We start from the raw sequence: 20,432 nt of genomic DNA, 5'->3' as shown, positions 1-20,432 counted from the left end.
ATATGGGCGCTGTCTATTTCTACCACCTGACCCGCCAGCCGCTGGAGCACACCTTGCCTGCGCTGCTGGACAAGGCGCGGCAAGCCGGGTGGCGGATAGCCGTGCGGGGTACTGACCCTGCACGGATGGACTGGCTGGATGAAAAACTTTGGCTGGGACCCGAGGACGGGTTCCTGCCCCATGGTCGCGCAGGCGGTCCGCATGACGCGGACCAGCCGATCCTGCTGACCACCAGCGCCGTGGCGGGAAATGGCGCGACCTGCATCATGGCCGTGGATGGAGCGCCGGTCGAGGCGGAAGAAGTCGCCGCGCTGGAACGGGTTTGTATCCTGTTCGATGGCAATGACGACATGGCTGTACAACACGCGCGCGGGCAGTGGAAAGCGCTGACGGATGCCGGATGTTCCGCACAATACTGGTCGGAGGAGTCCGGGCGGTGGGAGAAAAAGGCCGAAGCCTGACCGGCCCGCAATTTTCAGGAGATACGACGATGCAGAAGAAGCCTTTGGGCCGTACCGGAATTATGGTGAGCGATCTGTGCCTTGGCACGATGACATTTGGCTCTCAAACATCTGAAACGGATGCGCACCGGCAGATGGATATGGCGCTGGACGCGGGGATCAACTTTGTCGACGCGGCCGAAATGTACCCGGTGAACCCTGTCGCGAAGGAAACGATCGGGCGCACCGAAGAGATTTTGGGAAACTGGAATGCCGCCAATCCTACCCGCCGGGGTGATTATGTTCTGGCGACCAAGCATTCCGGCGCGGGGCTGTCCTTTGTCCGTGATGGTGCGCCGATCACCGCCCGCACCATACCCGAAGCGATTGAGGGGTCTTTGCGACGATTGCAGACCGGGTACATCGACCTCTACCAGTTCCACTGGCCCAATCGGGGCAGCTATATGTTTCGGCAGAATTGGGATTATGCGCCGTCTGGCGAAAACACGGACGAAGTGCTGAGCAACATGCAGGAATGCCTTGAGGCATTGCAGGCTCAGGTGGACAAGGGCAATATCCGTGCCTTTGGCCTGTCGAATGAAAGCGCTTGGGGAACCGCGCAATGGCTGCGGCTGGCCGAACAGATGGGGGCGCCGCGCGTGGCATCGGTGCAGAACGAATATTCATTGCTGTGCCGCCATTTCGACACCGACCTGGGTGAGTTGAGTGTGCATGAAGATGTTGGGCTGATGGCGTTTTCCCCTTTGGCGGCAGGATTTTTGACCGGGAAGTATCAAAATGACTGCGTCCCCGACGGATCGCGTATGTCCTTTGTGCCCGAGATGGGAGGCCGGAAATCCGGTCGTGTTTTCGAGGCGGTTGCAGCTTATCTGGACATCGCCGCGCGGCATGGTCTGGATCCGGTGCATATGGCACTGGCGTGGTGCCGGACGCGCCCGTTCATGATGTCGGCAATCTTCGGGGCCACGACCGTTGCACAGCTGGATCATATTCTGGCGGGCGTGGATCTTGAATTACCCAAGGATGTGTTGGCCGAGATCAGCAGGGCGCATCGGGCGCACCCGATGCCGTTTTAGGGGCTCTGCCCCCGTCGCCTTTGGCGACGCCCCCGGGATATTTTGGGCCAGATGAAGGTGGATCCGGTCAGTGATGGGTGGGATGCGCGCGTTCGTGTCTCAGGTCGCGGGCCGATTGACCGTGGGCGGTGCGGAAAGCGCGGGCAAAGCTGGATTGTGAGGCAAAGCCGGTGGCGAGCGCCACATCCATCAATGGCATATCAGTGTCGGTGACCAGACGACGGGCCTCGGCCAGGCGCAGTTGCAGATAGTGGTCCTGCGGCGTCGTGTTCAGGCGCAGGCGGAACTGTTGTTGCAGCGTCCGCGGGCTGGTGCCTAGGCGATCTGCGATATAGGCCAGCGGCAGGGGATCATCCAGTGACGCCTGCATCATTGAGTTGGCCTTTGCGGTCAGTGCTGTGTGGCGATGGGGTACGCCTGTGCGGCTTTGCGGTTTTCCAGGGTCCGGAGCGCCATCGTAAAGGAACAGGCCCGCAACACGCGCGGCGAAACTCGCGCCGTGACGGGCGGCGATGATGTGCAGCATCATCTCGACAGCCGGAATTGCGCCACCCGAAGTCAGGCGGTTGCCCGAAACGGTGAAGCGGTCGGTGCGCACATCAACTTCGGGAAACCGGGTGGCGAAATTTTCGAGGTCTTCCCAATGGGTTGTTGCCAGGTGGCCGTCCAGTAGCCCGGCCTCGGCCAGAAGCCAGGGACCGCCATCAATGCCTGCCATCGTTGCGCCGGTGCCGGCGATGCGGCGCAGACCAGCCAGAAGGCTGGGGGTGGCGTGGCGGGCCAGTTGGAACCCGGCGACCACGATCATCAGGTCGCAGGATTGCAGCCGGGCCAGTGGAATACCGGGCACTTGCAACGCACTTGTCAGCATTGCGGGTTCTGGCGTCGCGGTCACATAGTCCCAGTCAAAGGCCGGGCGGTCTGCCAGACGGTTCGCGGCCCGCATCGGGTCCACCGCAGAGGCAAAGCTGAGCGTGTTGCATTCGTCCAGCACAAGCACCGCGGTTTTCAGGGCGCGGTGTTCCGGTTGCAGTATGTTTTTTGCGGATTTCATCAAGTTTGATTCGCATATTGCCAAGTGGTTTTCCCAAAGCTGCGCCAGAGTCGGGTCAGAACGCAAATCGGAATCCGGGGAAAAGCCTGGGGAAAACCCAAGGCAGAACCGGGTATAACTTGGGGAAAACACCATGCCTCTGGAAATGAACCGCGAAGTCTTTATTACCTGCGCCGTAACCGGCTCGGGCGGGACGCAGGACCGCAGCCCGCATGTGCCGCGGTCGCCGCGGCAGATCGCCGACAGCGCAATCGCTGCCGCCAAGGCCGGGGCGGCAGTGGTACACTGCCACGTGCGCGACCCCGAGACCGGTGCGCCAAGCCGCCGGTTGGATCTGTATCGCGAGGTGACAGACCGCGTCCGCGACGCTGATGTGGACGTCGTATTGAATCTGACGGCCGGCATGGGCGGCGACATCGTGTTCGGCGGTGTTGAAAACCCGTTTCCCGTGGCCGCGGGCACGGACATGGTCGGAGCATCCGAACGTGTGGCGCATATTGCCGAATGTTTGCCCGAGATATGCACCCTGGACTGCGGCACAATGAACTTTGCTGAGGCAGATTATGTTATGACGAATACGCCCGGGGCATTGCGCGCCATGGGCAAGATGATGACCGATCTGGGTGTCAAGCCCGAGATCGAAGCCTTTGACACTGGCCACCTGTGGTTTGCAAAGCAACTGGTGAAGGAAGGGATTCTGGCACCAAACGCTTTGGTCCAGCTGTGCATGGGGGTACCGTGGGGTGCGCCGGATGATCTGAATACCTTTATGGCGATGGTAAACAACGTGCCGGATGACTGGACCTTCAGCGCGTTTTCACTGGGACGGAACGAGATGCCGTTTGTCGCGGCTTCGGTTCTCGCGGGCGGCAATGTGCGCGTGGGGCTTGAGGACAACCTTTGGCTGGACAAGGGCGTAATGGCCGAGAACTGGCAACTGGTGGAACGTGCGGGATCCATCATCGAGAATATGGGCGCGCGCGTGATCGGCCCTGACGAAGTCCGTGCGAAGCTGGGGCTGACCAAGCAGGCACCTGTTGCAAAATAATGGACACGCGGGTTTTGGGGGCCAGCCCCCAAGCCCCCGGAATATTTCTAAAAAGATGAAACATGCGCAGCCAGTAGGTGGGAAATCATGAAAACGGCAGCAATTATTGGGGGCGGAGTTATCGGTGGTGGATGGGCCGCGCGGTTCCTGCTCAATGGCTGGGATGTGCGGGTGTTTGACCCTGACCCCGAGGCGGAACGCAAGATTGGCGAGGTGCTGGACAACGCAAGACGGTCCTTGCCGGGGCTGAGTGACGTTCCGTTGCCAGCCGAGGGTGTGCTGAGCTTTCACAGCGACATGGCCGAAGCGGTTAAGGGTGCGCGTTGGATACAGGAGAGTGTGCCGGAACGTCTGGATTTGAAACTGAAGGTTTACAAAGGCTTGCAGGAGGCTTGCGATCCGGGCGCGGTCATCGGATCCTCGACCAGTGGGTTCAAGCCGTCCGAACTTCAGGACGGAGCGCTGCGCCCCGAGCAGATCGTGGTGACTCACCCCTTCAACCCGGTTTACCTGCTGCCTTTGATCGAGCTTGTACCAACGGACAAGAACCCGGCCGAGATGATCAAACAGGCCCAGGACCTGTTGAAATCGCTTGGGTTTTTCCCGCTACACGTCAAGAAAGAGATCGATGCGCATATTGCCGACCGGTTCCTGGAAGCTGTCTGGCGCGAGGCGCTTTGGCTGGTCAAGGATGGCATTGCGACGACCGAAGAGATTGACGAGGCCATCCGTATGGGTTTCGGCATCCGCTGGGCGCAGATGGGTCTGTTCGAAACCTACCGCGTGGCCGGTGGCGAGGCGGGGATGCGGCATTTCATGGCGCAGTTCGGACCTGCCTTGAAATGGCCGTGGACCAAGCTGATGGATGTTCCCGAGTTCACTGACGAACTGGTCGATTTGATCGCCAGTCAATCTGACGCACAATCCGGGATGCATTCGATCCGAGAGCTGGAGCGTATTCGCGACAACAATCTTGTTGGCATGATGCGGGCCCTCAAGGCGCAGAATTACGGCGCGGGTGCGGTGCTGAACCAACATGACGCACGGTTGAAACCTGGAGCGCTGCCGACGCTGGATCAGGCGGATTTGAGCCAGCCCATCCTGACCCTGTCGCGGGCCGTCCCGCTGGACTGGACGGATTACAACGGCCACATGAACGAAGCGAGATATCTGGAGGCCTTTGCCGCCGCCACCGATCGGTTCATGGAAATCATCGGATGCGATGCGGATTACATTGCCTCAGGCGGCAGCTATTTCACAGCGGAGAACCACATTCGCTATTTGGATGAAGCTCATGCCGGTGCAAAAATCGACGTGCGCACGCAGATGCTGTTGGGGCAGGGCAAGAAGCTGCATGTGTTCCACAGCATGTATGAGGACGACAAGCTGCTGGCCACGGGTGAAAGTTTTCTGCTGCATGTCAGCCTGGAAACCCGCCGCCCCAGCGCGCCATCTGCTGAAATCGAAGCGGCTATGGCGCGGGTTGCAGAGGCTCAGGCCGGATTGCCTTATCCCGAGGGCGCAGGCGCAGCGATCAGGAAGCCTTCATGACGCGCCGGGTTCTGGTGACGGCTGGCGCGTCAGGCGTCGGCCGGGCCATGGCCGAGGCGTTTGACGCGGTTGGCTATGACGTCCGGGTTACTGATATCGATCAGGCGGCGTTGGATACTTTGCCCGAACATTGGACCGGGCACCGAGCCGATGTTGCGGACGAGGCTGACATGCGCGCGGTATTTGACGCCGTCCGTTCGACAGGCGGGTTGGATGTGCTCTGCGCCAATGCCGGTATTGCCGGCCCGACAAATGACATTGAGAATATTGATCTGGACGCGTGGCGTTCTTGTGTCGCGGTCAATCTGGACGGTGCTTTTCTGGCGGCAAAATATGCAGCGCCGCTGATGAAAACGGCGCGGGCGGGCAGCATCATTCTGACCTCGTCGACAGCCGGGCAGTATGGCTACCCGTTCCGGGCGCCCTATGCGTCGGCAAAATGGGCGGTCATCGGGTTGATGAAAACACTGGCGATGGAGCTGGGGCCCTATGGCATCCGTGCCAATGCCATTTGTCCGGGCGCAGTTGAAGGCCCTCGGATGGAGGGCGTCCTGACCCGCGAGGCCGCAGCCAAGGGCATGACCCGTGATGAGGTCTATCGGGGCTATGCCTCGGGCACCTCAATGGGGCGCTTCGTCGAAGCGCAGGATGTCGCCAATATGGCAGTCTTCCTTGCCTCAGATGCGGCACGTCTGGTTTCAGGTCAGGTGATTGCGGTGGATGGCCACACGGTCAACCCGGACCCGAAATTGTAACTCAGCCCTGGTTTGGACCACGGATCTGGCGGATGGTCTGACGGACTGCCTGCCAGTCTTGGGCTTCTTGCCGGTTTCCGGCAGCTTCGCAGTCGCGCATTTTTTGCGCGGCTTCGGCCTCGGCTTGGTCTCCATGGGCGGCAAAAAGTGCACGTGCGTATTGAGCGGTTTGAATTGCGTCCATTCCTGTGCTCCTCCGTCTGTGTTCGGAATGCCTTATGGTTCGCGCCACAGTAGAATAGCACAGGTTGGATGGCGCTGCATCACCAGTCGCGGGAAACCGCCGTTCTGAGGCGACGCAGATGGTTTGGAAAGTCCCGGGCGGCCACGTCGGCCTCGCGTACCAGTGTGTCGAAATGGCGTGAGAATGTCTCGATCCGATCCCGGTCGCGGAAGGCCATATAGTGACTTCCTGCGTAAAATACACAAAGCAGCGGGCCGAAAATCGTCACGGGTGCGGAATAAAGCCGTTTTGCGTCAAACAGATAGATACGCATCCGCGGATAGAGCTGTTCGCACAGCGCCAACAGGTGATCGATCTGTTCCAGCCGAACCTCGGGGCTGAGACCCTGATAATACCCAGTGGCGCTTGCAAAGCTTTCGATTTCGAACAACGGCATGGCGATCTCATAGTCTGACTGGGCGCTGCGCATCCATGCCAGACGATCCGCCGACGCGCCGATGGCTTGGTCAGCGGTCCGGCCCAGATGCGGGGCGTATTCCCATTCCAGTATCGAACGCGTCTTGAGCATGTCGGGCAGGGTGGCCGGGACATAGCGGATTTTGTATCCGGCGGCCTCCTGATGCCACTCGAAGATACGTTCATCGACAAGGGCGCGTGGGGCCTCGGTAAAGGTCAGCGAGTTAGCCAGAAGCTCAGCCGCGCTTTCCGGCCTGTCAGATAGGCTCAGCAACCAGTCGGCCGAAACGCCGAGCGCCGCTGCACATCCGCCAACAACATGTGCGTTGGGCAACCGCGCGCCATGATCTGTCAGCAATTGGGAAACGGTCGAGCGGTCAACGCCAATATTGCGCGCAAGGGCACTTTGGCTGACATGACGCTCTTCCATCGCGCGGGCGAGGCGGAGACGAAATTGCGCGGCACGGTCGCGCTTGTCGATATTTTCCTGCATGACATGATTTTTATCACAATTGATGAGTTTTGTTAATCATATTCAGAATTTTCAATGCCGGGGTCCGGATGTAACGCTTTGAGTAAGAAAAAAACGGGGTTCGGAATGGAAACGCGGCGAAGATCAGTCGTGAAAGCGATCGTTTGGAATGCGATGGGGTTGGCGATCATGACAATGGTGGGCCTGTTGGCAACAGGCTCGGCCGCTGTAGGAGGGGCGCTGGCGCTGGTGAACACGGCCATCGGCCTGACGATGTACGTGATTTACGAAAGAATTTGGGCAAACATTTCGTGGGGCCGAAATGGCTGACCCTACGACACCCAAATCGCCCGAATGGGGCACGTTTTTCCTGATCGTCTTGTGTTATGCTGCGTGGCTTGCCGGTCTGTTCTGGATGGCAAACACATGCTTGTGGTTGGCTATCCCTGCTCTGGGTGTTGTTGCGGCTTTGCATTCGTCACTGACGCATGAGGCCCTGCACGGGCACCCTTTTCGTGCCAAATGGCTGAATGAGGCGTTGATGGCACTGCCGTTGACATTGGCCATTCCGTATAACCGCTTTCGGGACCTGCATCTGGCGCATCATCAGGATGCCACCTTGACGGACCCCTATGACGACCCGGAATCGAATTATCTGGATCCGCATATCTGGTCGGGATTGCCCCGGCTTGCGCAGAGGATCCTGAGCCTGAACAACACGCTGTTGGGGCGGATGGTGCTGGGACCCGTCCTTGGTCAGGTTCTGTTTATGCGGGACGAATGGCGCGGATTTATGCGCGGGGACAGGGCGATCCTGCTGGCATGGGCTGTGCATCTGCCCGGCGCGGTAGTGGTGCTGTGGGTTGTTGCGCAATCGGCCATGCCGGTTTGGGCCTATCTGATCGCGGCCTATCTGGGGTTGTCGCTTTTGAAGATCCGTACGTTTCTGGAACATCGTGCACATGAAAAATCCCGCGCCCGCACGGTAATCATCGAAGATCGCGGGCCTTTGGCTTTCCTGTTTCTGAACAATAACCTGCACGTCGTTCATCATATGAATCCGACTGCACCATGGTATCGCCTGCCAACGTTGTACAGGGACGGAAAGGACAGGTATTTGGCTTGCAATGAGGCTTATGTTTACCGGTCCTATGCACAGATTTTCCGGCAGTATTTCTTTCGCGCAAAAGACCCTGTGCCACATCCGCTCTGGCCAAAGTCTTGATTTGACGACACAACGGGTGGCATGAGTCTCTGGATCCCTGTCACAATTGCTGCCGCCAGTTTCCAGACTGTGCGTTTCATGCTGCAAAAGTCGCTGGCCAGCGTGAAATTGTCCGCCGCAGGTGCCACTTTTGCGCGGTTTGCCTATTCCATGCCTTTGGCCGTTATCGGGCTATGTGCTGCGTTGCAGATAACTGGGGCGAGTATGCCCCGGCTCAGCAGTTTGTTCTGGCTTTACGCGGTCATCGGCGGGACAGCGCAAATCCTTGCCACGATCTGCGTGGTGGCGCTGTTCAAACAACGCAATTTTGCCGTTGGAATTACCTTCAAGAAAACCGAAGTGATCCAGACTGCGATAGTTGGCTTCCTGATCCTGGGGGACAGTGTTTCGCGCGGCGCGTTGATCGCGATCCTGTTGGGGTTGATGGCTGTGCTTTTGTTGTCAAAAACACCCGGTGGGGACGGCCCCTGGTGGCGCCATCTGACCAATCGGGCTTCGCAATTGGGGCTTGGATCAGGTGTTTTGTTTGCGTTTTCCGCCGTCAGCTATCGTGGGGCTTCACTGCAACTGGGCGATATCGATGCGTGGTTCCGAGCGCTGGTAACGTTGGCCGCAGTGGTGACATTCCAGTTCGCCAGCATGGGGATATGGCTGCTGTGGCGCGACCGGACCGAACTGCGCGCAGTCTGGCAAACGAGAAAGACCGGGGTATTTGTCGGCCTGACCAGCCTCGGCGGCTCGTTTTGCTGGTTCTGGGCCTTCACCTTGCAGAATGCGGCTTATGTCAAAGCGCTGGGGCAGGTTGAGCTGATCTTTAGCCTGATGGCGTCGATCCTGTTCTTCCGCGAGACGATCACCCGGCGCGAAATCGCCGGGATGATGTTGCTTGGGTTTTCGATTTTAGCGCTTGTTCTGGCAATCTAGCTGGCGCGACGTTCGTCAAAGCTGAGCGCGATGAAGCTGGGCAGGTGATCTCCCATGCCCACGACGGTCGGGCCGGTGTCTTCCTTGCGCCCACGACTGCGCCCCTTCGGTTCGCGAACCTTTTTGCCTTCTTTCGGGCTCTCGGGGGCTTTGGCCTTTTTCTCAGGCTTTGGCTGTTCGGGTCTGGGGTCGTCCTGAACCGGGTTGTCTATGCGCGGGATGTCTTTCTGGATCAACTTTTCGATCGCAACCAGTGCTTTTTCGTCGCGTCCCGAACAGATTGTGATGGCTTTACCTTCACGGCCGGCGCGGCCGGTGCGGCCAATGCGGTGCACATAATCCTCGGGGTGGCCGGGGACGTCGAAATTGAACACATGGCTGACGGCTGGCACATCCAGGCCACGCGCAGCAACGTCTGAGGCGACCAGCAGGCGCAATGATCCCTCACGGAAACCATCCAGTGTTTTCATCCGCTGCGACTGGTCCAGATCACCATGGATGGCGGCAGCGTTGTAACCGTGTTTTTTCAATGACTTTGCGCAGATGTCGACATCTGTCTTGCGGTTACAGAAGATGATTGCGTTGGTGCATTTGTCACCTTCGGCATCGATCAGCTCGCGCAGAACCTTGCGTTTGTTGCTGGCCTCGCGGTCCCGACGCCCACTTTTGAACATGACGACGCCCTGTTCGATGGTCTCGGACGCGGTGGCCTGGCGGGCCACTTCGATCCGGGCAGGGGCCGACAGGAACGTGTCGGTGATCCGTTCGATCTCGGACGCCATGGTGGCCGAGAAGAACAGGGTCTGACGGGTGAAAGGTGTCAGTGAGAAGATGCGTTCGATATCGGGGATGAACCCCATGTCGAGCATCCGATCCGCCTCATCCACCACCATGATCTGCACGCCGGTCAGCAACAGCTTGCCGCGCTCGAAATGATCCAGCAAACGGCCCGGCGTGGCGATCAGAACGTCGACACCGCGGTCGATAAGGGCTTCTTGCTCTTTGAAGCTGACACCGCCGATCAACAGCGCTTTGGTCAGTTTCAGGTGTTTGGTATAGGTGTCGAAATTCTCGGCCACCTGTGCGGCCAGTTCCCGCGTCGGGCACAGTACCAGCGAACGTGGCATACGCGCACGCGCGCGGCCACGGGCCAGCAGTGTGATCATCGGCAGCGTGAAGCTGGCGGTTTTACCTGTGCCTGTCTGGGCGATGCCCAAAACATCGCGCCCTTCCAATGCGGGCGGAATCGCACCTGCCTGGATCGGAGTTGGGGTTTCGTATCCGGCTTCCTCAATGGCTTTGAGGACCTTCGGGTTCAGGTTCAGTTCGCTAAACTTTGTCATGTAAGTCCGGTTGAATGCGGACACTTGACCTGGCCCGCGCGTATAAGATGTGCCGGGCCCGGATGGCCATGCGCATGATGCGACATTTCGGCTTGGACGCGGACATAACAAAAACGTTGGTCGGGGTCAAATAAAGACCGCTGCATCCGGGTATCATTGAGACAGGTTCGAGTTTTGCGCAACAATTCAGCAGCTTCCGGGAAAGTGTTTCGCCAGTTTCTCGTCCAGATTCAATGCGCGATGGCGGATCAGCCCGTTCTGCTCCAGCCGGGCGCGGACTTCTGGGTCAGCGCCGCTCATTTCGTTGAAGAACGCGCGCAGCCCACCCTCGCCGTGTTCGCTTTCAATCCAACTGAGCAATTCATTCTTGTTCAGCCCCCCCATCTCGCGCGGGGCATTCGGGGCCATACCTGCCTGATACGAGCCGCGATCCATGCGGAACGGATAATGTGCGATCCAGTGGTCCCAGTCCGGCGCATGGCGGTGGCATAGATCGACCTGCGCAAGCTCGTATTTGCACGGCAGCAATTTCCCGTTCTGAAACAGGTTGTGGATACGAAAACTCAGACGTTTCAATCCCGTGCGCGCAAACAACTTGCCCTGTACATGGCTGAGGAACCCGCCAAGGACGAAGGCCCCATAGTTGGAATAAAGCATCTCAATCAACTCTGTACGGGCCGGGCTTTGCGGCACATGCGCCTTGTACAGGTCGCCGCCGCCTGCCAGCGCCTCGATCGGGCGGACACGGGCGGCGTGAACCTTGTCCGGGACTTCGCGCAACACATCCGAGATTGGGGTCGGCGACCACAAAAACTCGTCAACATCGATATGGGCCAGCCAATCCAGATGCGTGTCACGATAGGCGTATGTGGCGTTGACCGATTGGCGAACCTGGTGCTTGTCCGGTCGCGTGCGTTTTAGTTTTTGCCAATAAGCATCATCGCAAACCTGTACGCAAACACTGGGATGCGCCTTCAGCGCCTCGAACGTGCGCTGGTTCGGCTCATCCAGATAGATATAGATGGTCTCGGCACCCAGATCGAGGTGATAGGCCACGAACCGAAGGACATCTTCGGTCGGGCCCCTGACCATCGACACGACACCCCATGTGGTCATGTGCGCTGCGCGCGCGCTTCGCGCATGAGTTTCAGGCGGCGAAAGACACCGCCGGGATCACTGTTGAGCTCGATCATCAAGTGATCGACCAGCGGCGCGATGGTGGTGTCGCTTAGGGCTTTGGTCCAGATCGGGGCAATCAGATTGACGTCCAGCCCGCCACTTCCAAGGGAAAACCCTTTCATCTGATAGGGCAGCGGGACGTGTTTCAATTTTTGATACGGAAATGGTGTTTCCGGGGGCAGCTGCGAAAAGCGCCTCTCGAACTCATAAAGCTTCATCATGCCGAACAACATGCGCAACGCATGACCAACCTCGCGCTGGGTTGCAGTTTGGCCGTGGTCCGCAAAGGTCTGAACCGACGAGACCAGCCACCGCAGATCAAGCGTGGACAGAAGGTGGTCCGACTGTTCGTCCCAAAGGCGGCAAAACAGAAGCGGGGCGTGGCGTGGGAAGGACCGCTTTCGCAGGTTCGAGATCAACTGGGCATTCAGGAAAGCAAGTTCAGAATTTCCGACAAATTCCCGCGCTATCTGAGCGCGCTTGCGATCCCAGCTTGTATTAGGCTTCGGCGGGGGCACAGTCGCACTTTCGGGCAATGTGCGACCGGCCAGTTCAATGAGGTCGATGTCAAGGTCAGGCAACGAGGTGGTGCCGAACTGAAACGGGCTGCGCCGGTTTTCATACCTGTCCAGCATGTCGGGCAGACCGCCGGGGAAAGTCAGTTCATCCTTGCTCATGCGCGCAGAATTGCACAGGCAGACTCGGCTGTGCAATCAGTGAGTTGGATCACACCATCATCTCTTTGGTGGCGGTCAGGTTCAGGGCGGGATAGTCCCGAACCACCCGGTCGATGTCCCATTGCAGCCGGGTCAGATAGACAATGTCGCCGTCATGGTCGTGCGCGATGTGCTGCTTGTTTGCATTCACAAACTTTTCGACCTCGGCCTTGTCACCGCTGACCCAGCGGGCCGAGGTGAACTGAGACGCCTCGAAACGCACGGGCAGGCCGTATTCCATCTCGATCCGGCTGGCGAGCACTTCGAATTGCAACGCGCCGACGACACCCACGATAAAGCCTGACCCGATCGAAGGTTTGAACACCTTGGCCGCGCCTTCCTCGGCGAACTGCATCAGGGCTTTCTCCAGATGCTTGGCCTTCATCGGATCACCCGCACGGACGCCTTGCAGCAGTTCCGGCGCGAAAGAGGGGATGCCGGTGACGCGCAGCGCCTCACCCTCGGTCAGCGTGTCACCAATGCGCAACTGGCCGTGGTTGGGAATGCCGATGATGTCACCGGCCCAGGCCTCTTCTGCCAGTTCCCGGTCAGATGCCAGAAACAGCACTGGGTTTGAAATCGCCATCGGTTTCTTTGACCGCACATGGGTCAGTTTCATGCCGCGTTTGAAATGGCCTGATGCCATGCGGACAAAGGCCACCCTGTCGCGGTGCTTGGGGTCCATATTGGCCTGCACCTTGAAAACAAAGCCCGCGACCTTCTTTTCATCCGGCGATATCTGGCGGGGTTCGGCGGACTGAACCTGCGGCTGTGGGCCATAAGCGCCGATGCCTTCCATCAGTTCCTTGACGCCGAACGAGTTGATGGCCGAGCCGAACCAGATCGGTGTCATATGCCCTTCAAGCACCGCCTGCGGGTTCAGCGCGGGCAGCAACTCGCGCGCCATCTCAACCTCTTCCAGCAGCTTTTCCAGCAGGTGCGCAGGAATATGTTCCGACAGTTTCGGGTCATCAAGCCCGTTAATCTCGATGCTCTCTGCCACCTTGTTGCGGTCGGCGCGGTCCATCAGCTCCAGCCGGTCGCGCAGCATGTCGTAGCAGCCGATGAAATCACGACCTACGCCAATTGGCCATGCGGCGGGGGTGACGTCGATGGCCAGCATCTCTTGAATTTCGTCGATGATCTCGAACGTATCGCGGCTTTCGCGGTCCATCTTGTTACAGAAGGTCAGAATCGGCAGATCACGCAGGCGGCAGACCTCGAACAGCTTTTGCGTCTGGCTTTCGACACCCTTCGCGCCGTCGATCACCATCACGGCCGCATCCACGGCCGTCAGCGTGCGGTAGGTATCTTCCGAGAAATCGCTGTGGCCGGGCGTGTCAACAAGGTTGAACCGGAAATTGCCATAGTCGAACGACATGGCCGATGCGGAAACCGAGATTCCGCGATCCTTCTCCATCTGCATGAAGTCCGAGCGTGTCCGCCGGGCCTCGCCCTTGGCGCGCACCTGACCAGCCATCTGAATGGCGCCCCCGTAAAGCAGGAACTTTTCAGTCAGCGTCGTCTTGCCCGCATCCGGGTGCGAGATGATGGCGAATGTCCGGCGACGGGCAATCTCGGGCGGCAGGGCAGGTTGGTTCGAGGTATCAAGCATGACCGCGCGTATAGGCGGGGAATCCTGCCGAAGCAAGACAAAGGGGGTGGTTCGAATCACAGGCTTGTGGTTATAAGAACATATAGTGAACAAATTGTGGAGAAGACCAATGGATTTGAAAGAGATTGCCAATGAATTGGTGGCTGGCTGCCGTGAGGACCGCGCCAAGGAAAATCTTGAGAAATTGTATGCGTCGGACGCAGTTTCTGTTGAAGCGGTCGATTACTCAGGTATGGGGCGCGAAATACAGGGGCGTGACGCGATCCGTGGCAAACATGAATGGTGGGAAGGAGCCCACGAGGTTTCTGGCGCTTCGGTCAGCGACCCGTTTGTGCACGGCGAGGACCGCTTTGCGGTGATTTTCGAAGTGCAGGGTAAGGTAAAGGAAACCGGCGAAGCCTTTGATATGCGTGAAGTGGGTGTCTATCACGTCGCAGATGGCAAGATCGTACGCGAAGAGTTCTTCTACTGATCCCAAGCCGTTTCTGGTCTTCCCTGTCTGGCCGATGCTAGACATGCGGCAATGACTGACAGGGAGGATCCGATGGACCTTGGACTAAAAGGAAAGCGCGCGCTGGTCTGTGCCAGCAGCAAAGGGCTGGGTTTGGGCTGTGCCGAGGCTTTGGCTGAGGCTGGCGTAAATCTTGTGATGAATGCGCGTGGTTCGGACGCTTTGGAGAGCGAGGCAGCACGCCTCAGGTCAGAGCAAGGTGTCGAGGTACAAACAGTCGCGTGCGACGTGACGACTGCGGAAGGGCAGGCGCAGGTGATCGAAGCAGCGCAGGGCGTTGATATTCTTGTGACAAATGCCGGCGGCCCGCCGCCGGGTTTATGGTCGGATTGGGGGCGTGATGATTTCATCAAGGCGCTGGATGCCAATATGTTGACCCCCATTGCGTTCATGAAGGCGCTGCTTCCCGGAATGATGGACAAAGGTTGGGGCCGGGTTGTGAACGTCACCTCGCAATCTGTGCGCGCGCCAATTGCGGTGCTGGGGCTTTCGAATGCAGCCCGCACGGGTTTGACCGGATATGTCGCGGGAACTTCACGCCAGGTTGCACCGCATGGCGTGACCATCAACAACCTGCTGCCCGGCATTCACGCGACGGATCGTGCAGATGCGCTGGACAGCGGTGTGGCTTCACAGCAAGGCATCTCGATCGAAGACGCACGCGCAAACCGTTCGGCAACCATTCCCGCGCGACGCTATGGAACGCGGCAGGAATTCGGGGCAGCCTGCGCGTTCCTGTGCTCTCAACATGCGGGGTTCATCGTTGGTCAGAACATTCTGCTGGATGGCGGCGCAACCAATTTGACGATGTGACCATGGCGCAAGGGTTTTCGTTGAAAGATCAGATGTTCAACGCTGAGAAAGTAAATTATCTCAGTGGTTTGTTTTCCGAGTCTCATGCAGAATTTGATGCCCCGGCATTCCGATCTGCGGTCATGTCGCGATTGCTGGATCTAGAGCTGAAGGATCGGATCATCTGGATCGCCACTTGTCTGCAACAGGCGGTGCCCGGTGACTTGCCTGCTGTTGCCCCGACGATCCTGCGCGCCTTGCCCGCACCTTTGGATCCGACGAAAACGGATGACGATTTTGGCGATTTCATCTTTGCGCCGGTCGGTGAGTGGGTAGCGACCATAGGTCTTGAGCATGTTGATCTGGCTTTAGACGTGATGGAGGAACTGACACAGAGGTTTTCCATGGAATGGGCAATCCGTCCGTTCCTGAACCATGACCCGGACCGGGTGTTGCGGCGGATGCAGGACTGGTGCTCTCATGACAGTTACCATGTGCGCAGGCTGGTCAGCGAAGGGACGCGCCCCCGATTGCCATGGGGGCAGGCGGTCGCATTGGGTTTGCAGGACCCGCTGCCGTTGCTGGACAAGTTGCACATGGATTCGACGCGGTATGTCACCCGGTCCGTATCCAATCACCTGAATGACATCACCAAGAAAGACCCGGATCTGGTATTGGATCGCCTGACGGCGTGGCGCAGCCAGGGTCATCAGAATCAGGACGAGCTGGACTGGATGACGTCACACACCCTGCGCGGGCTTGTGAAAGCGGGGCATCCTGAAGCGATGAAGATGTTAGGCTATGACCCGGAAGCGGAAATCGAGGTCGCAGTCAACCTGACCTCCGAAGCTCGGATTGGGGACGCTCTGGCCTTTTCGGTCACTTTGAACGGGTTTGGAGATCTGCCAGTTCTGGTTGACTATGTCATTCATTTTCAAAGACCTGGCGGGAAAATCTCAGCCAAGGTGCACAAGTTGAAGCAGGCGGCTTTGAAGAACGGGAAACTGACGTTGGAAAAACGCCACAAGTTGAAGGGCGACGCCACAACATTCAAGTTGGTTCCCGGCGCACACCGGCTTGAGGTTCAGGTGAATGGCAAAATTCGCGCGGGCGTGGACTTCGACCTGCTTGGGTAATACCGCGCAGGACCACTCACGCTTTCGTCAAAAGCGCCTTCGCCGGATTGCGAACACCCGGCGGCTGCTTTAGCTCGGACATGACCATTTGCGAGGGAAAAGCGCGATGAAACATGAATCGGTGCAGAACTATTATGGTGAAGTCCTGCAAAGCAGTGCTGACTTGCAGACCAATGCATGCTGCACGCCTGACGACATGCCCGGTCATGTCAAAAAGATCCTTTCAAAGATTCATGACGACGTACTGACACGCTACTATGGTTGCGGTCTGATTGCCCCACTTGATCTGGAAGGCATGTCGATCCTTGATCTGGGGTGTGGGGCCGGGCGGGATGTATATGCCTTGTCCGCCATGGTCGGCGAGACGGGCCGGGTGGTGGGTGTCGACATGACGCCCGAACAACTGGACGTCGCCCGCGCGCATCAGGAGTATCACGCCGAAGCATTTGGATATGCCCGCAGCAATGTGGAGTTCCATCACGGCTATATCGAAAAACTGGATGAGCTTGATCTGGAACCCGGATCGTTCGATATCATCGTCTCGAACTGCGTAATCAACCTGGCCACGGATAAGAATGCGGTTCTGCGCGGCGCGCATCGGTTGTTGAAAGAGGGCGGCGAGATGTATTTCTCGGATGTCTATGCTGACCGCCGTATTCCGCAGGCGATGGCCGAAGACGAAGTACTTTATGGCGAGTGCCTGTCCGGCGCGCTTTATTGGAATGATTTCCTGTCAATGGCTCGAACGGCCGGTTTCGGCGACCCGCGCCGTGTGACGCACCGTCCGCTGACGATCGAAAATCCGGTATTGGAAGAGCGTGTTGCGCCGTTGAAGTTCCTGTCCGCGACATACCGACTGTTCAAACTGCCCGCATTGGAACCGGCTTGTGAAGATTATGGGCAAGCCGTGATCTACAAGGGAACCGTGCCGAACGCACCGCATGAATTTGTTCTGGATGACCATCACGTTATCGAATCCGGCAAGGTGTTTCCGGTCTGCGGCAACACCTGGATGATGCTGAAAGACACCCGATTTGCCCGTCACTTTGACTTTGTCGGCGATTTTTCGACCCATTATGGCATTTTCGAAGGCTGTGGTGGCGAAAGCCCTTTTGAAGCCGTGGGTGCATCTGTCGCTTCTGGCGGGTGTTGCTGATCCCTTGCACCTGAGGGGCGGGGTTGCTATCCCCGCTCAAGCCCGATGGATTTGATCGGGAAAGGCAACGGGGTCCATCGGTGACAGGTAACGCAATTCCACCGCGTCTGGAAATTCGCAACATTATCCGTCGGTTTGAGGGGCGGGTTGTTGTGGATGATGTTTCGCTGACCGTTCAGGCAGGCAAGGTGACCTGTTTGCTGGGGCCGTCGGGCTGCGGGAAATCCACCACGTTGCGCATGATCGCCGGGGTCGAGATGCAGGACTCGGGTGAGATTTATGTTGATGGCAAGCTGATCTGCGACACCGTGTTCCGGGTGCCTCCGGAACGGCGCGAGATCGGACTGATGTTTCAGGACTTTGCACTGTTCCCACATCTGAGCGTGGCCAAAAACGTGGCCTTCGGCCTTAAGGGCAACAAGGACGAAAAACGCGCCCGGGTCGAGGAGTTGTTGCAGAAGGTCGACCTGATGCGGTTCATCGATGGTTTTCCGCATCAACTATCGGGTGGCGAGCAGCAACGCGTGGCGTTGGCGCGTGCCCTGGCGCCGCGCCCGCGCATTATGCTGATGGACGAGCCGTTTTCGGGCCTCGACAACCGTTTGCGTGATGGTATCCGTGACGAAACGCTGGCCATTCTCAAGGAAGAAGATGCCGCCGTACTGCTGGTCACGCACGAGCCTGAGGAAGCGATGCGCATGGCCGACGAGATTGCCCTGATGCGGCGTGGCAAGATCGTGCAACAGGGCGCTCCCTATAACGTCTATACGCGTCCCGCAGACAAGGCAGCGGTGGCGTTTTTCAGTGATGTCAACGTTTTGCGAGCGCAAGTGAATGGCGCATTGGCGGACACGCCCTTTGGTCAGTTCCTGGCGCCGGGCATTCCGAATGGTACGGATGTCGAGATCGTTTTTCGCCCTCAGCACATCAAGCTGGACTTTGACCGCAACGGCAAGGGGCCATTGCCGACACCAACAGATGGTGTGGCAGCCCGTGGTGTCGTTGAACGTGCGCGATTTCTGGGCAATGAAAGCCTGGTGGAGTTCCGCATGGACTATGATGGTTCGATCCTGAGGGCGACGGTTCCGAACGTGTTTGTCCCCAATCCGGGCCGGGTGATGTGGCTGACCATCCGCCGCGACAGATGTTTCGTTTTTCCCGAGACTAGGCGCTGATCCTTCGATTTCCGCCCAAGTGGTGCGCGAAATCCTCAGATTGCGGGGCCACGTCGCTTGCCGCAACGCAGGCCCGGGTCTATCAAGAGCCAAACGCGGGGGTAAATCGGGCACATGCGAATTCTTCTGACCAATGACGACGGGATCAATGCGCCGGGCTTGATCACGCTTGAGGCGATTGCAGCTGAGCTGGCCGGACCGGATGGAGAAGTCTGGGTGGTCGCGCCCGCGTTTGAACAGTCCGGGGTCGGGCACTGCATCAGCTATACCCACCCGATGATGGTCGCCAAGCTGGGAGAGCGGCGCTTTGCAGCCGAAGGATCGCCTGCCGATTGTGTATTGGCAGGGCTTCACGATGTCATGTTGGATACCCCTCCCGATCTGGTTCTGTCCGGCGTGAACAGGGGTAATAACTCGGCCGAAAACACGTTGTATTCCGGTACGATCGGCGGCGCGATGGAAGCGGCATTGCAGGGCGTCCCAGCGATTGCCCTGTCGCAATATTTCGGCCCTCGCAACCTGGGCCTAGACGACCCGTTTGAGGCAGCCGCCCGGTATGGTGCAGATCTGGTGCGCCGGATTCTGGACGCAACTCCGGCAGAACAGGGTGATTACCGGCTGTTCTACAATGTGAATTTCCCACCGGTTCCGGCAGACGATGTTCTGGGCACGCGGATTGCGGCGCAGGGGTTTCGGCGCGATACGCGTTTTTCGGTCGAACCACACAGTTCACCTTCGGGGCGGCGGTTCCTGTGGATCAAGGGCGGCTATCAGCACAATCCGACCGCACCCGGAACGGATGCGGCTGTTAATCTGGAAGGCTATATCTCGGTCACGCCGATGCGCGCTGACCTGACTGCGCATGACATGCTGGAGGCATTGAAGGCGGTCGAATGAGCGGACTGGACCCTGAAACTGTAATGCAATTCCTGTTTGCCCTGCGCAAACGGGGGGTCACGGATGCGCGCGTGCTGGCTGCGATGGAGCAGGTGGACCGCGGTCGCTTTGTCACCGGCCTGTTCGCAGGGCGCGCTTACGAGGACATGCCGCTGCCGATTTCCTGCGGTCAGACGATCAGTCAACCCTCGGTCGTTGGTCTGATGACGCAGGCCCTGAACGTGAGGCCCCGGGACACGGTGCTCGAGATTGGGACAGGTTCGGGTTATCAGGCAGCTATCCTGTCCAAACTGGCCCGCCGGGTCTACACAGTGGAACGCCACAGGCGGTTGGTGAGCGAAACAAGCAAGCTGTTTGCCGACCTGGGCCTGACGAATATCACTTCGATGTTGTCGGATGGGTCATTTGGCCTGCCGGAACAAGCCCCTTTTGACCGGATCATTGTCACAGCCGCGGCTGAGGATCCTCCGGGCCCGCTCTTGGCGCAGCTGAAAATCGGGGGTATTATGGTTTTACCCGTGGGCCAGTCGGACGCGGTGCAGCAGTTGATCAAAGTGACGCGCACCGAAGATGGTCTGGACTATGACGAATTAACGTCTGTCCGTTTCGTGCCCCTTCTGGAGGGGCTAGGGAAGGACGAGGCGTAATAGGCTTAAAGAATTGGTCGCCGGAACTCCGGGTAACAGGGGCAGGCGTTGAGGACAGA

General features: G+C 58.6%; 22 protein-coding genes. 15 read left to right on the top strand and 7 right to left on the bottom strand.

Annotation, left to right across the window (positions count from 1 at the left end; translation table 11 throughout):
• The first annotated feature begins 2 nt into the window (after positions 1-2).
• Complete coding sequence (locus ACR0D9_RS05890) at positions 3-461, top strand: DNA polymerase III subunit chi (RefSeq protein ID WP_480480592.1); 459 nt, start codon at positions 3-5, stop codon at positions 459-461.
• A gap of 29 nt (positions 462-490) precedes the next feature.
• Positions 491-1,537 (top strand): aldo/keto reductase, encoded by a 1,047-nt coding sequence (locus tag ACR0D9_RS05885; RefSeq protein ID WP_480480594.1) that lies wholly within the window; start codon positions 491-493, stop codon positions 1,535-1,537.
• A 67-nt stretch (positions 1,538-1,604) separates the two neighbouring features.
• Here the strand turns inward: ACR0D9_RS05885 and ACR0D9_RS05880 are convergent, their stop codons facing one another.
• Positions 1,605-2,591: a GlxA family transcriptional regulator gene (locus ACR0D9_RS05880; RefSeq protein ID WP_480480596.1), complete on the bottom strand. Its 987-nt coding sequence runs from the start codon at positions 2,589-2,591 to the stop codon at positions 1,605-1,607.
• A 133-nt stretch (positions 2,592-2,724) separates the two neighbouring features.
• Here ACR0D9_RS05880 and bcoG point away from each other — a divergent pair, with 133 nt between their 5' ends.
• From bcoG to ACR0D9_RS05865, 3 genes are all read left to right on the top strand, one after another.
• Positions 2,725-3,639: a 3-dehydrocarnitine:acetyl-CoA trimethylamine transferase BcoG gene (gene bcoG / locus ACR0D9_RS05875; protein ID WP_480538022.1), complete on the top strand. Its 915-nt coding sequence runs from the start codon at positions 2,725-2,727 to the stop codon at positions 3,637-3,639.
• An 84-nt stretch (positions 3,640-3,723) separates the two neighbouring features.
• Entirely contained in the window at positions 3,724-5,190 is a 1,467-nt protein-coding gene (locus ACR0D9_RS05870) for a carnitine 3-dehydrogenase (RefSeq protein WP_480538245.1), read from the top strand.
• A complete protein-coding gene (locus ACR0D9_RS05865; protein WP_480485410.1) occupies positions 5,187-5,945 on the top strand; it encodes an SDR family oxidoreductase in 759 nt (252 codons plus the stop codon). The genes ACR0D9_RS05870 and ACR0D9_RS05865 overlap by 4 nt, the downstream gene beginning before the upstream one ends.
• 1 nt (position 5,946) lies before the next feature.
• On the opposite strand, the gene ACR0D9_RS05860 is transcribed toward ACR0D9_RS05865, so the two are convergent.
• Positions 5,947-6,129, bottom strand: a complete 183-nt coding sequence (locus tag ACR0D9_RS05860) for a hypothetical protein (RefSeq protein WP_267366128.1) — start codon at positions 6,127-6,129, stop codon at positions 5,947-5,949.
• Between the two features lie 79 nt (positions 6,130-6,208).
• The gene (locus ACR0D9_RS05855) at positions 6,209-7,078 is read right to left on the bottom strand and encodes a helix-turn-helix domain-containing protein (protein WP_480485412.1); all 870 of its coding nucleotides are present in this window, start codon (positions 7,076-7,078) and stop codon (positions 6,209-6,211) included.
• 105 nt (positions 7,079-7,183) lie between these two features.
• Here ACR0D9_RS05855 and ACR0D9_RS05850 point away from each other — a divergent pair, with 105 nt between their 5' ends.
• From ACR0D9_RS05850 to ACR0D9_RS05840, 3 genes are read left to right on the top strand one after another with little or no spacing between them, the layout of a single operon-like run.
• A complete protein-coding gene (locus tag ACR0D9_RS05850) occupies positions 7,184-7,387 on the top strand; it encodes a DUF2061 domain-containing protein (RefSeq protein WP_267366130.1) in 204 nt (67 codons plus the stop codon).
• Positions 7,380-8,282, top strand: coding sequence for a fatty acid desaturase (locus ACR0D9_RS05845; protein WP_480538020.1), 903 nt, complete (start codon positions 7,380-7,382; stop codon positions 8,280-8,282). Before ACR0D9_RS05850 ends, ACR0D9_RS05845 begins: the two co-directional genes overlap by 8 nt.
• A gap of 21 nt (positions 8,283-8,303) precedes the next feature.
• On the top strand, positions 8,304-9,206 hold the full coding sequence (locus ACR0D9_RS05840; RefSeq protein ID WP_480538018.1) for an EamA family transporter: 903 nt from the start codon (positions 8,304-8,306) through the stop codon (positions 9,204-9,206).
• Here the strand turns inward: ACR0D9_RS05840 and ACR0D9_RS05835 are convergent.
• From ACR0D9_RS05835 to ACR0D9_RS05820, 4 genes are all read right to left on the bottom strand, one after another.
• The gene (locus ACR0D9_RS05835; RefSeq protein ID WP_480538016.1) at positions 9,203-10,549 is read right to left on the bottom strand and encodes a DEAD/DEAH box helicase; all 1,347 of its coding nucleotides are present in this window, start codon (positions 10,547-10,549) and stop codon (positions 9,203-9,205) included. The genes ACR0D9_RS05840 and ACR0D9_RS05835 overlap by 4 nt on opposite strands.
• A gap of 186 nt (positions 10,550-10,735) precedes the next feature.
• Positions 10,736-11,665, bottom strand: coding sequence for a glycosyltransferase family 2 protein (locus ACR0D9_RS05830; protein WP_480538014.1), 930 nt, complete (start codon positions 11,663-11,665; stop codon positions 10,736-10,738).
• Positions 11,662-12,405, bottom strand: a complete 744-nt coding sequence (locus tag ACR0D9_RS05825; protein WP_480538012.1) for a hypothetical protein — start codon at positions 12,403-12,405, stop codon at positions 11,662-11,664. The genes ACR0D9_RS05830 and ACR0D9_RS05825 overlap by 4 nt, the downstream gene beginning before the upstream one ends.
• Positions 12,406-12,454: 49 nt before the next feature.
• On the bottom strand, positions 12,455-14,059 hold the full coding sequence (locus tag ACR0D9_RS05820) for a peptide chain release factor 3 (protein WP_267366522.1): 1,605 nt from the start codon (positions 14,057-14,059) through the stop codon (positions 12,455-12,457).
• Between the two features lie 109 nt (positions 14,060-14,168).
• Between ACR0D9_RS05820 and ACR0D9_RS05815 the strand changes: the two genes are divergently transcribed.
• From ACR0D9_RS05815 to ACR0D9_RS05785, 7 genes are all read left to right on the top strand, one after another.
• A complete protein-coding gene (locus tag ACR0D9_RS05815; protein ID WP_267366520.1) occupies positions 14,169-14,531 on the top strand; it encodes a nuclear transport factor 2 family protein in 363 nt (120 codons plus the stop codon).
• Between the two features lie 72 nt (positions 14,532-14,603).
• Entirely contained in the window at positions 14,604-15,383 is a 780-nt protein-coding gene (locus ACR0D9_RS05810) for an SDR family oxidoreductase (protein WP_480485424.1), read from the top strand.
• Between the two features lie 2 nt (positions 15,384-15,385).
• Entirely contained in the window at positions 15,386-16,498 is a 1,113-nt protein-coding gene (locus ACR0D9_RS05805; protein WP_480538010.1) for a hypothetical protein, read from the top strand.
• A gap of 106 nt (positions 16,499-16,604) precedes the next feature.
• A complete protein-coding gene (locus tag ACR0D9_RS05800; protein WP_480485428.1) occupies positions 16,605-17,654 on the top strand; it encodes a methyltransferase domain-containing protein in 1,050 nt (349 codons plus the stop codon).
• Between the two features lie 107 nt (positions 17,655-17,761).
• A complete protein-coding gene (locus tag ACR0D9_RS05795; RefSeq protein ID WP_480486463.1) occupies positions 17,762-18,829 on the top strand; it encodes an ABC transporter ATP-binding protein in 1,068 nt (355 codons plus the stop codon).
• A gap of 114 nt (positions 18,830-18,943) precedes the next feature.
• A complete protein-coding gene (gene surE / locus ACR0D9_RS05790) occupies positions 18,944-19,726 on the top strand; it encodes a 5'/3'-nucleotidase SurE (protein ID WP_267364192.1) in 783 nt (260 codons plus the stop codon).
• A complete protein-coding gene (locus tag ACR0D9_RS05785; protein ID WP_209503723.1) occupies positions 19,723-20,373 on the top strand; it encodes a protein-L-isoaspartate(D-aspartate) O-methyltransferase in 651 nt (216 codons plus the stop codon). The genes surE and ACR0D9_RS05785 overlap by 4 nt, the downstream gene beginning before the upstream one ends.
• The last annotated feature ends 59 nt before the right edge of the window (positions 20,374-20,432 follow it).

The sequence above is a fragment of the Ruegeria sp. AK11 genome, from assembly GCF_056541095.1.
The sequence above is the reverse complement of the archived record's forward strand: the minus strand, read 5'-3'. Positions and strand labels throughout refer to the sequence as shown.

Coding starts and splice junctions, on each gene's coding strand:
- ACR0D9_RS05865 (WP_480485410.1), top strand. CDS start 5,187: ATGACGCGCCGGGTTCTGGTGACGGCTGGCGCGTCAGGCGTCGGCCGG.
- ACR0D9_RS05785 (WP_209503723.1), top strand. CDS start 19,723: ATGAGCGGACTGGACCCTGAAACTGTAATGCAATTCCTGTTTGCCCTG.
- bcoG (WP_480538022.1), top strand. CDS start 2,725: ATGCCTCTGGAAATGAACCGCGAAGTCTTTATTACCTGCGCCGTAACC.
- ACR0D9_RS05820 (WP_267366522.1), bottom strand. CDS start 14,059: ATGCTTGATACCTCGAACCAACCTGCCCTGCCGCCCGAGATTGCCCGT.
- ACR0D9_RS05845 (WP_480538020.1), top strand. CDS start 7,380: ATGGCTGACCCTACGACACCCAAATCGCCCGAATGGGGCACGTTTTTC.
- ACR0D9_RS05840 (WP_480538018.1), top strand. CDS start 8,304: ATGAGTCTCTGGATCCCTGTCACAATTGCTGCCGCCAGTTTCCAGACT.
- ACR0D9_RS05880 (WP_480480596.1), bottom strand. CDS start 2,591: ATGAAATCCGCAAAAAACATACTGCAACCGGAACACCGCGCCCTGAAA.
- ACR0D9_RS05885 (WP_480480594.1), top strand. CDS start 491: ATGCAGAAGAAGCCTTTGGGCCGTACCGGAATTATGGTGAGCGATCTG.
- ACR0D9_RS05835 (WP_480538016.1), bottom strand. CDS start 10,549: ATGACAAAGTTTAGCGAACTGAACCTGAACCCGAAGGTCCTCAAAGCC.
- ACR0D9_RS05830 (WP_480538014.1), bottom strand. CDS start 11,665: ATGACCACATGGGGTGTCGTGTCGATGGTCAGGGGCCCGACCGAAGAT.
- ACR0D9_RS05805 (WP_480538010.1), top strand. CDS start 15,386: ATGGCGCAAGGGTTTTCGTTGAAAGATCAGATGTTCAACGCTGAGAAA.
- ACR0D9_RS05860 (WP_267366128.1), bottom strand. CDS start 6,129: ATGGACGCAATTCAAACCGCTCAATACGCACGTGCACTTTTTGCCGCC.
- ACR0D9_RS05855 (WP_480485412.1), bottom strand. CDS start 7,078: ATGCAGGAAAATATCGACAAGCGCGACCGTGCCGCGCAATTTCGTCTC.
- ACR0D9_RS05810 (WP_480485424.1), top strand. CDS start 14,604: ATGGACCTTGGACTAAAAGGAAAGCGCGCGCTGGTCTGTGCCAGCAGC.
- ACR0D9_RS05800 (WP_480485428.1), top strand. CDS start 16,605: ATGAAACATGAATCGGTGCAGAACTATTATGGTGAAGTCCTGCAAAGC.
- ACR0D9_RS05825 (WP_480538012.1), bottom strand. CDS start 12,405: ATGAGCAAGGATGAACTGACTTTCCCCGGCGGTCTGCCCGACATGCTG.
- ACR0D9_RS05815 (WP_267366520.1), top strand. CDS start 14,169: ATGGATTTGAAAGAGATTGCCAATGAATTGGTGGCTGGCTGCCGTGAG.
- ACR0D9_RS05850 (WP_267366130.1), top strand. CDS start 7,184: ATGGAAACGCGGCGAAGATCAGTCGTGAAAGCGATCGTTTGGAATGCG.
- ACR0D9_RS05890 (WP_480480592.1), top strand. CDS start 3: ATGGGCGCTGTCTATTTCTACCACCTGACCCGCCAGCCGCTGGAGCAC.
- surE (WP_267364192.1), top strand. CDS start 18,944: ATGCGAATTCTTCTGACCAATGACGACGGGATCAATGCGCCGGGCTTG.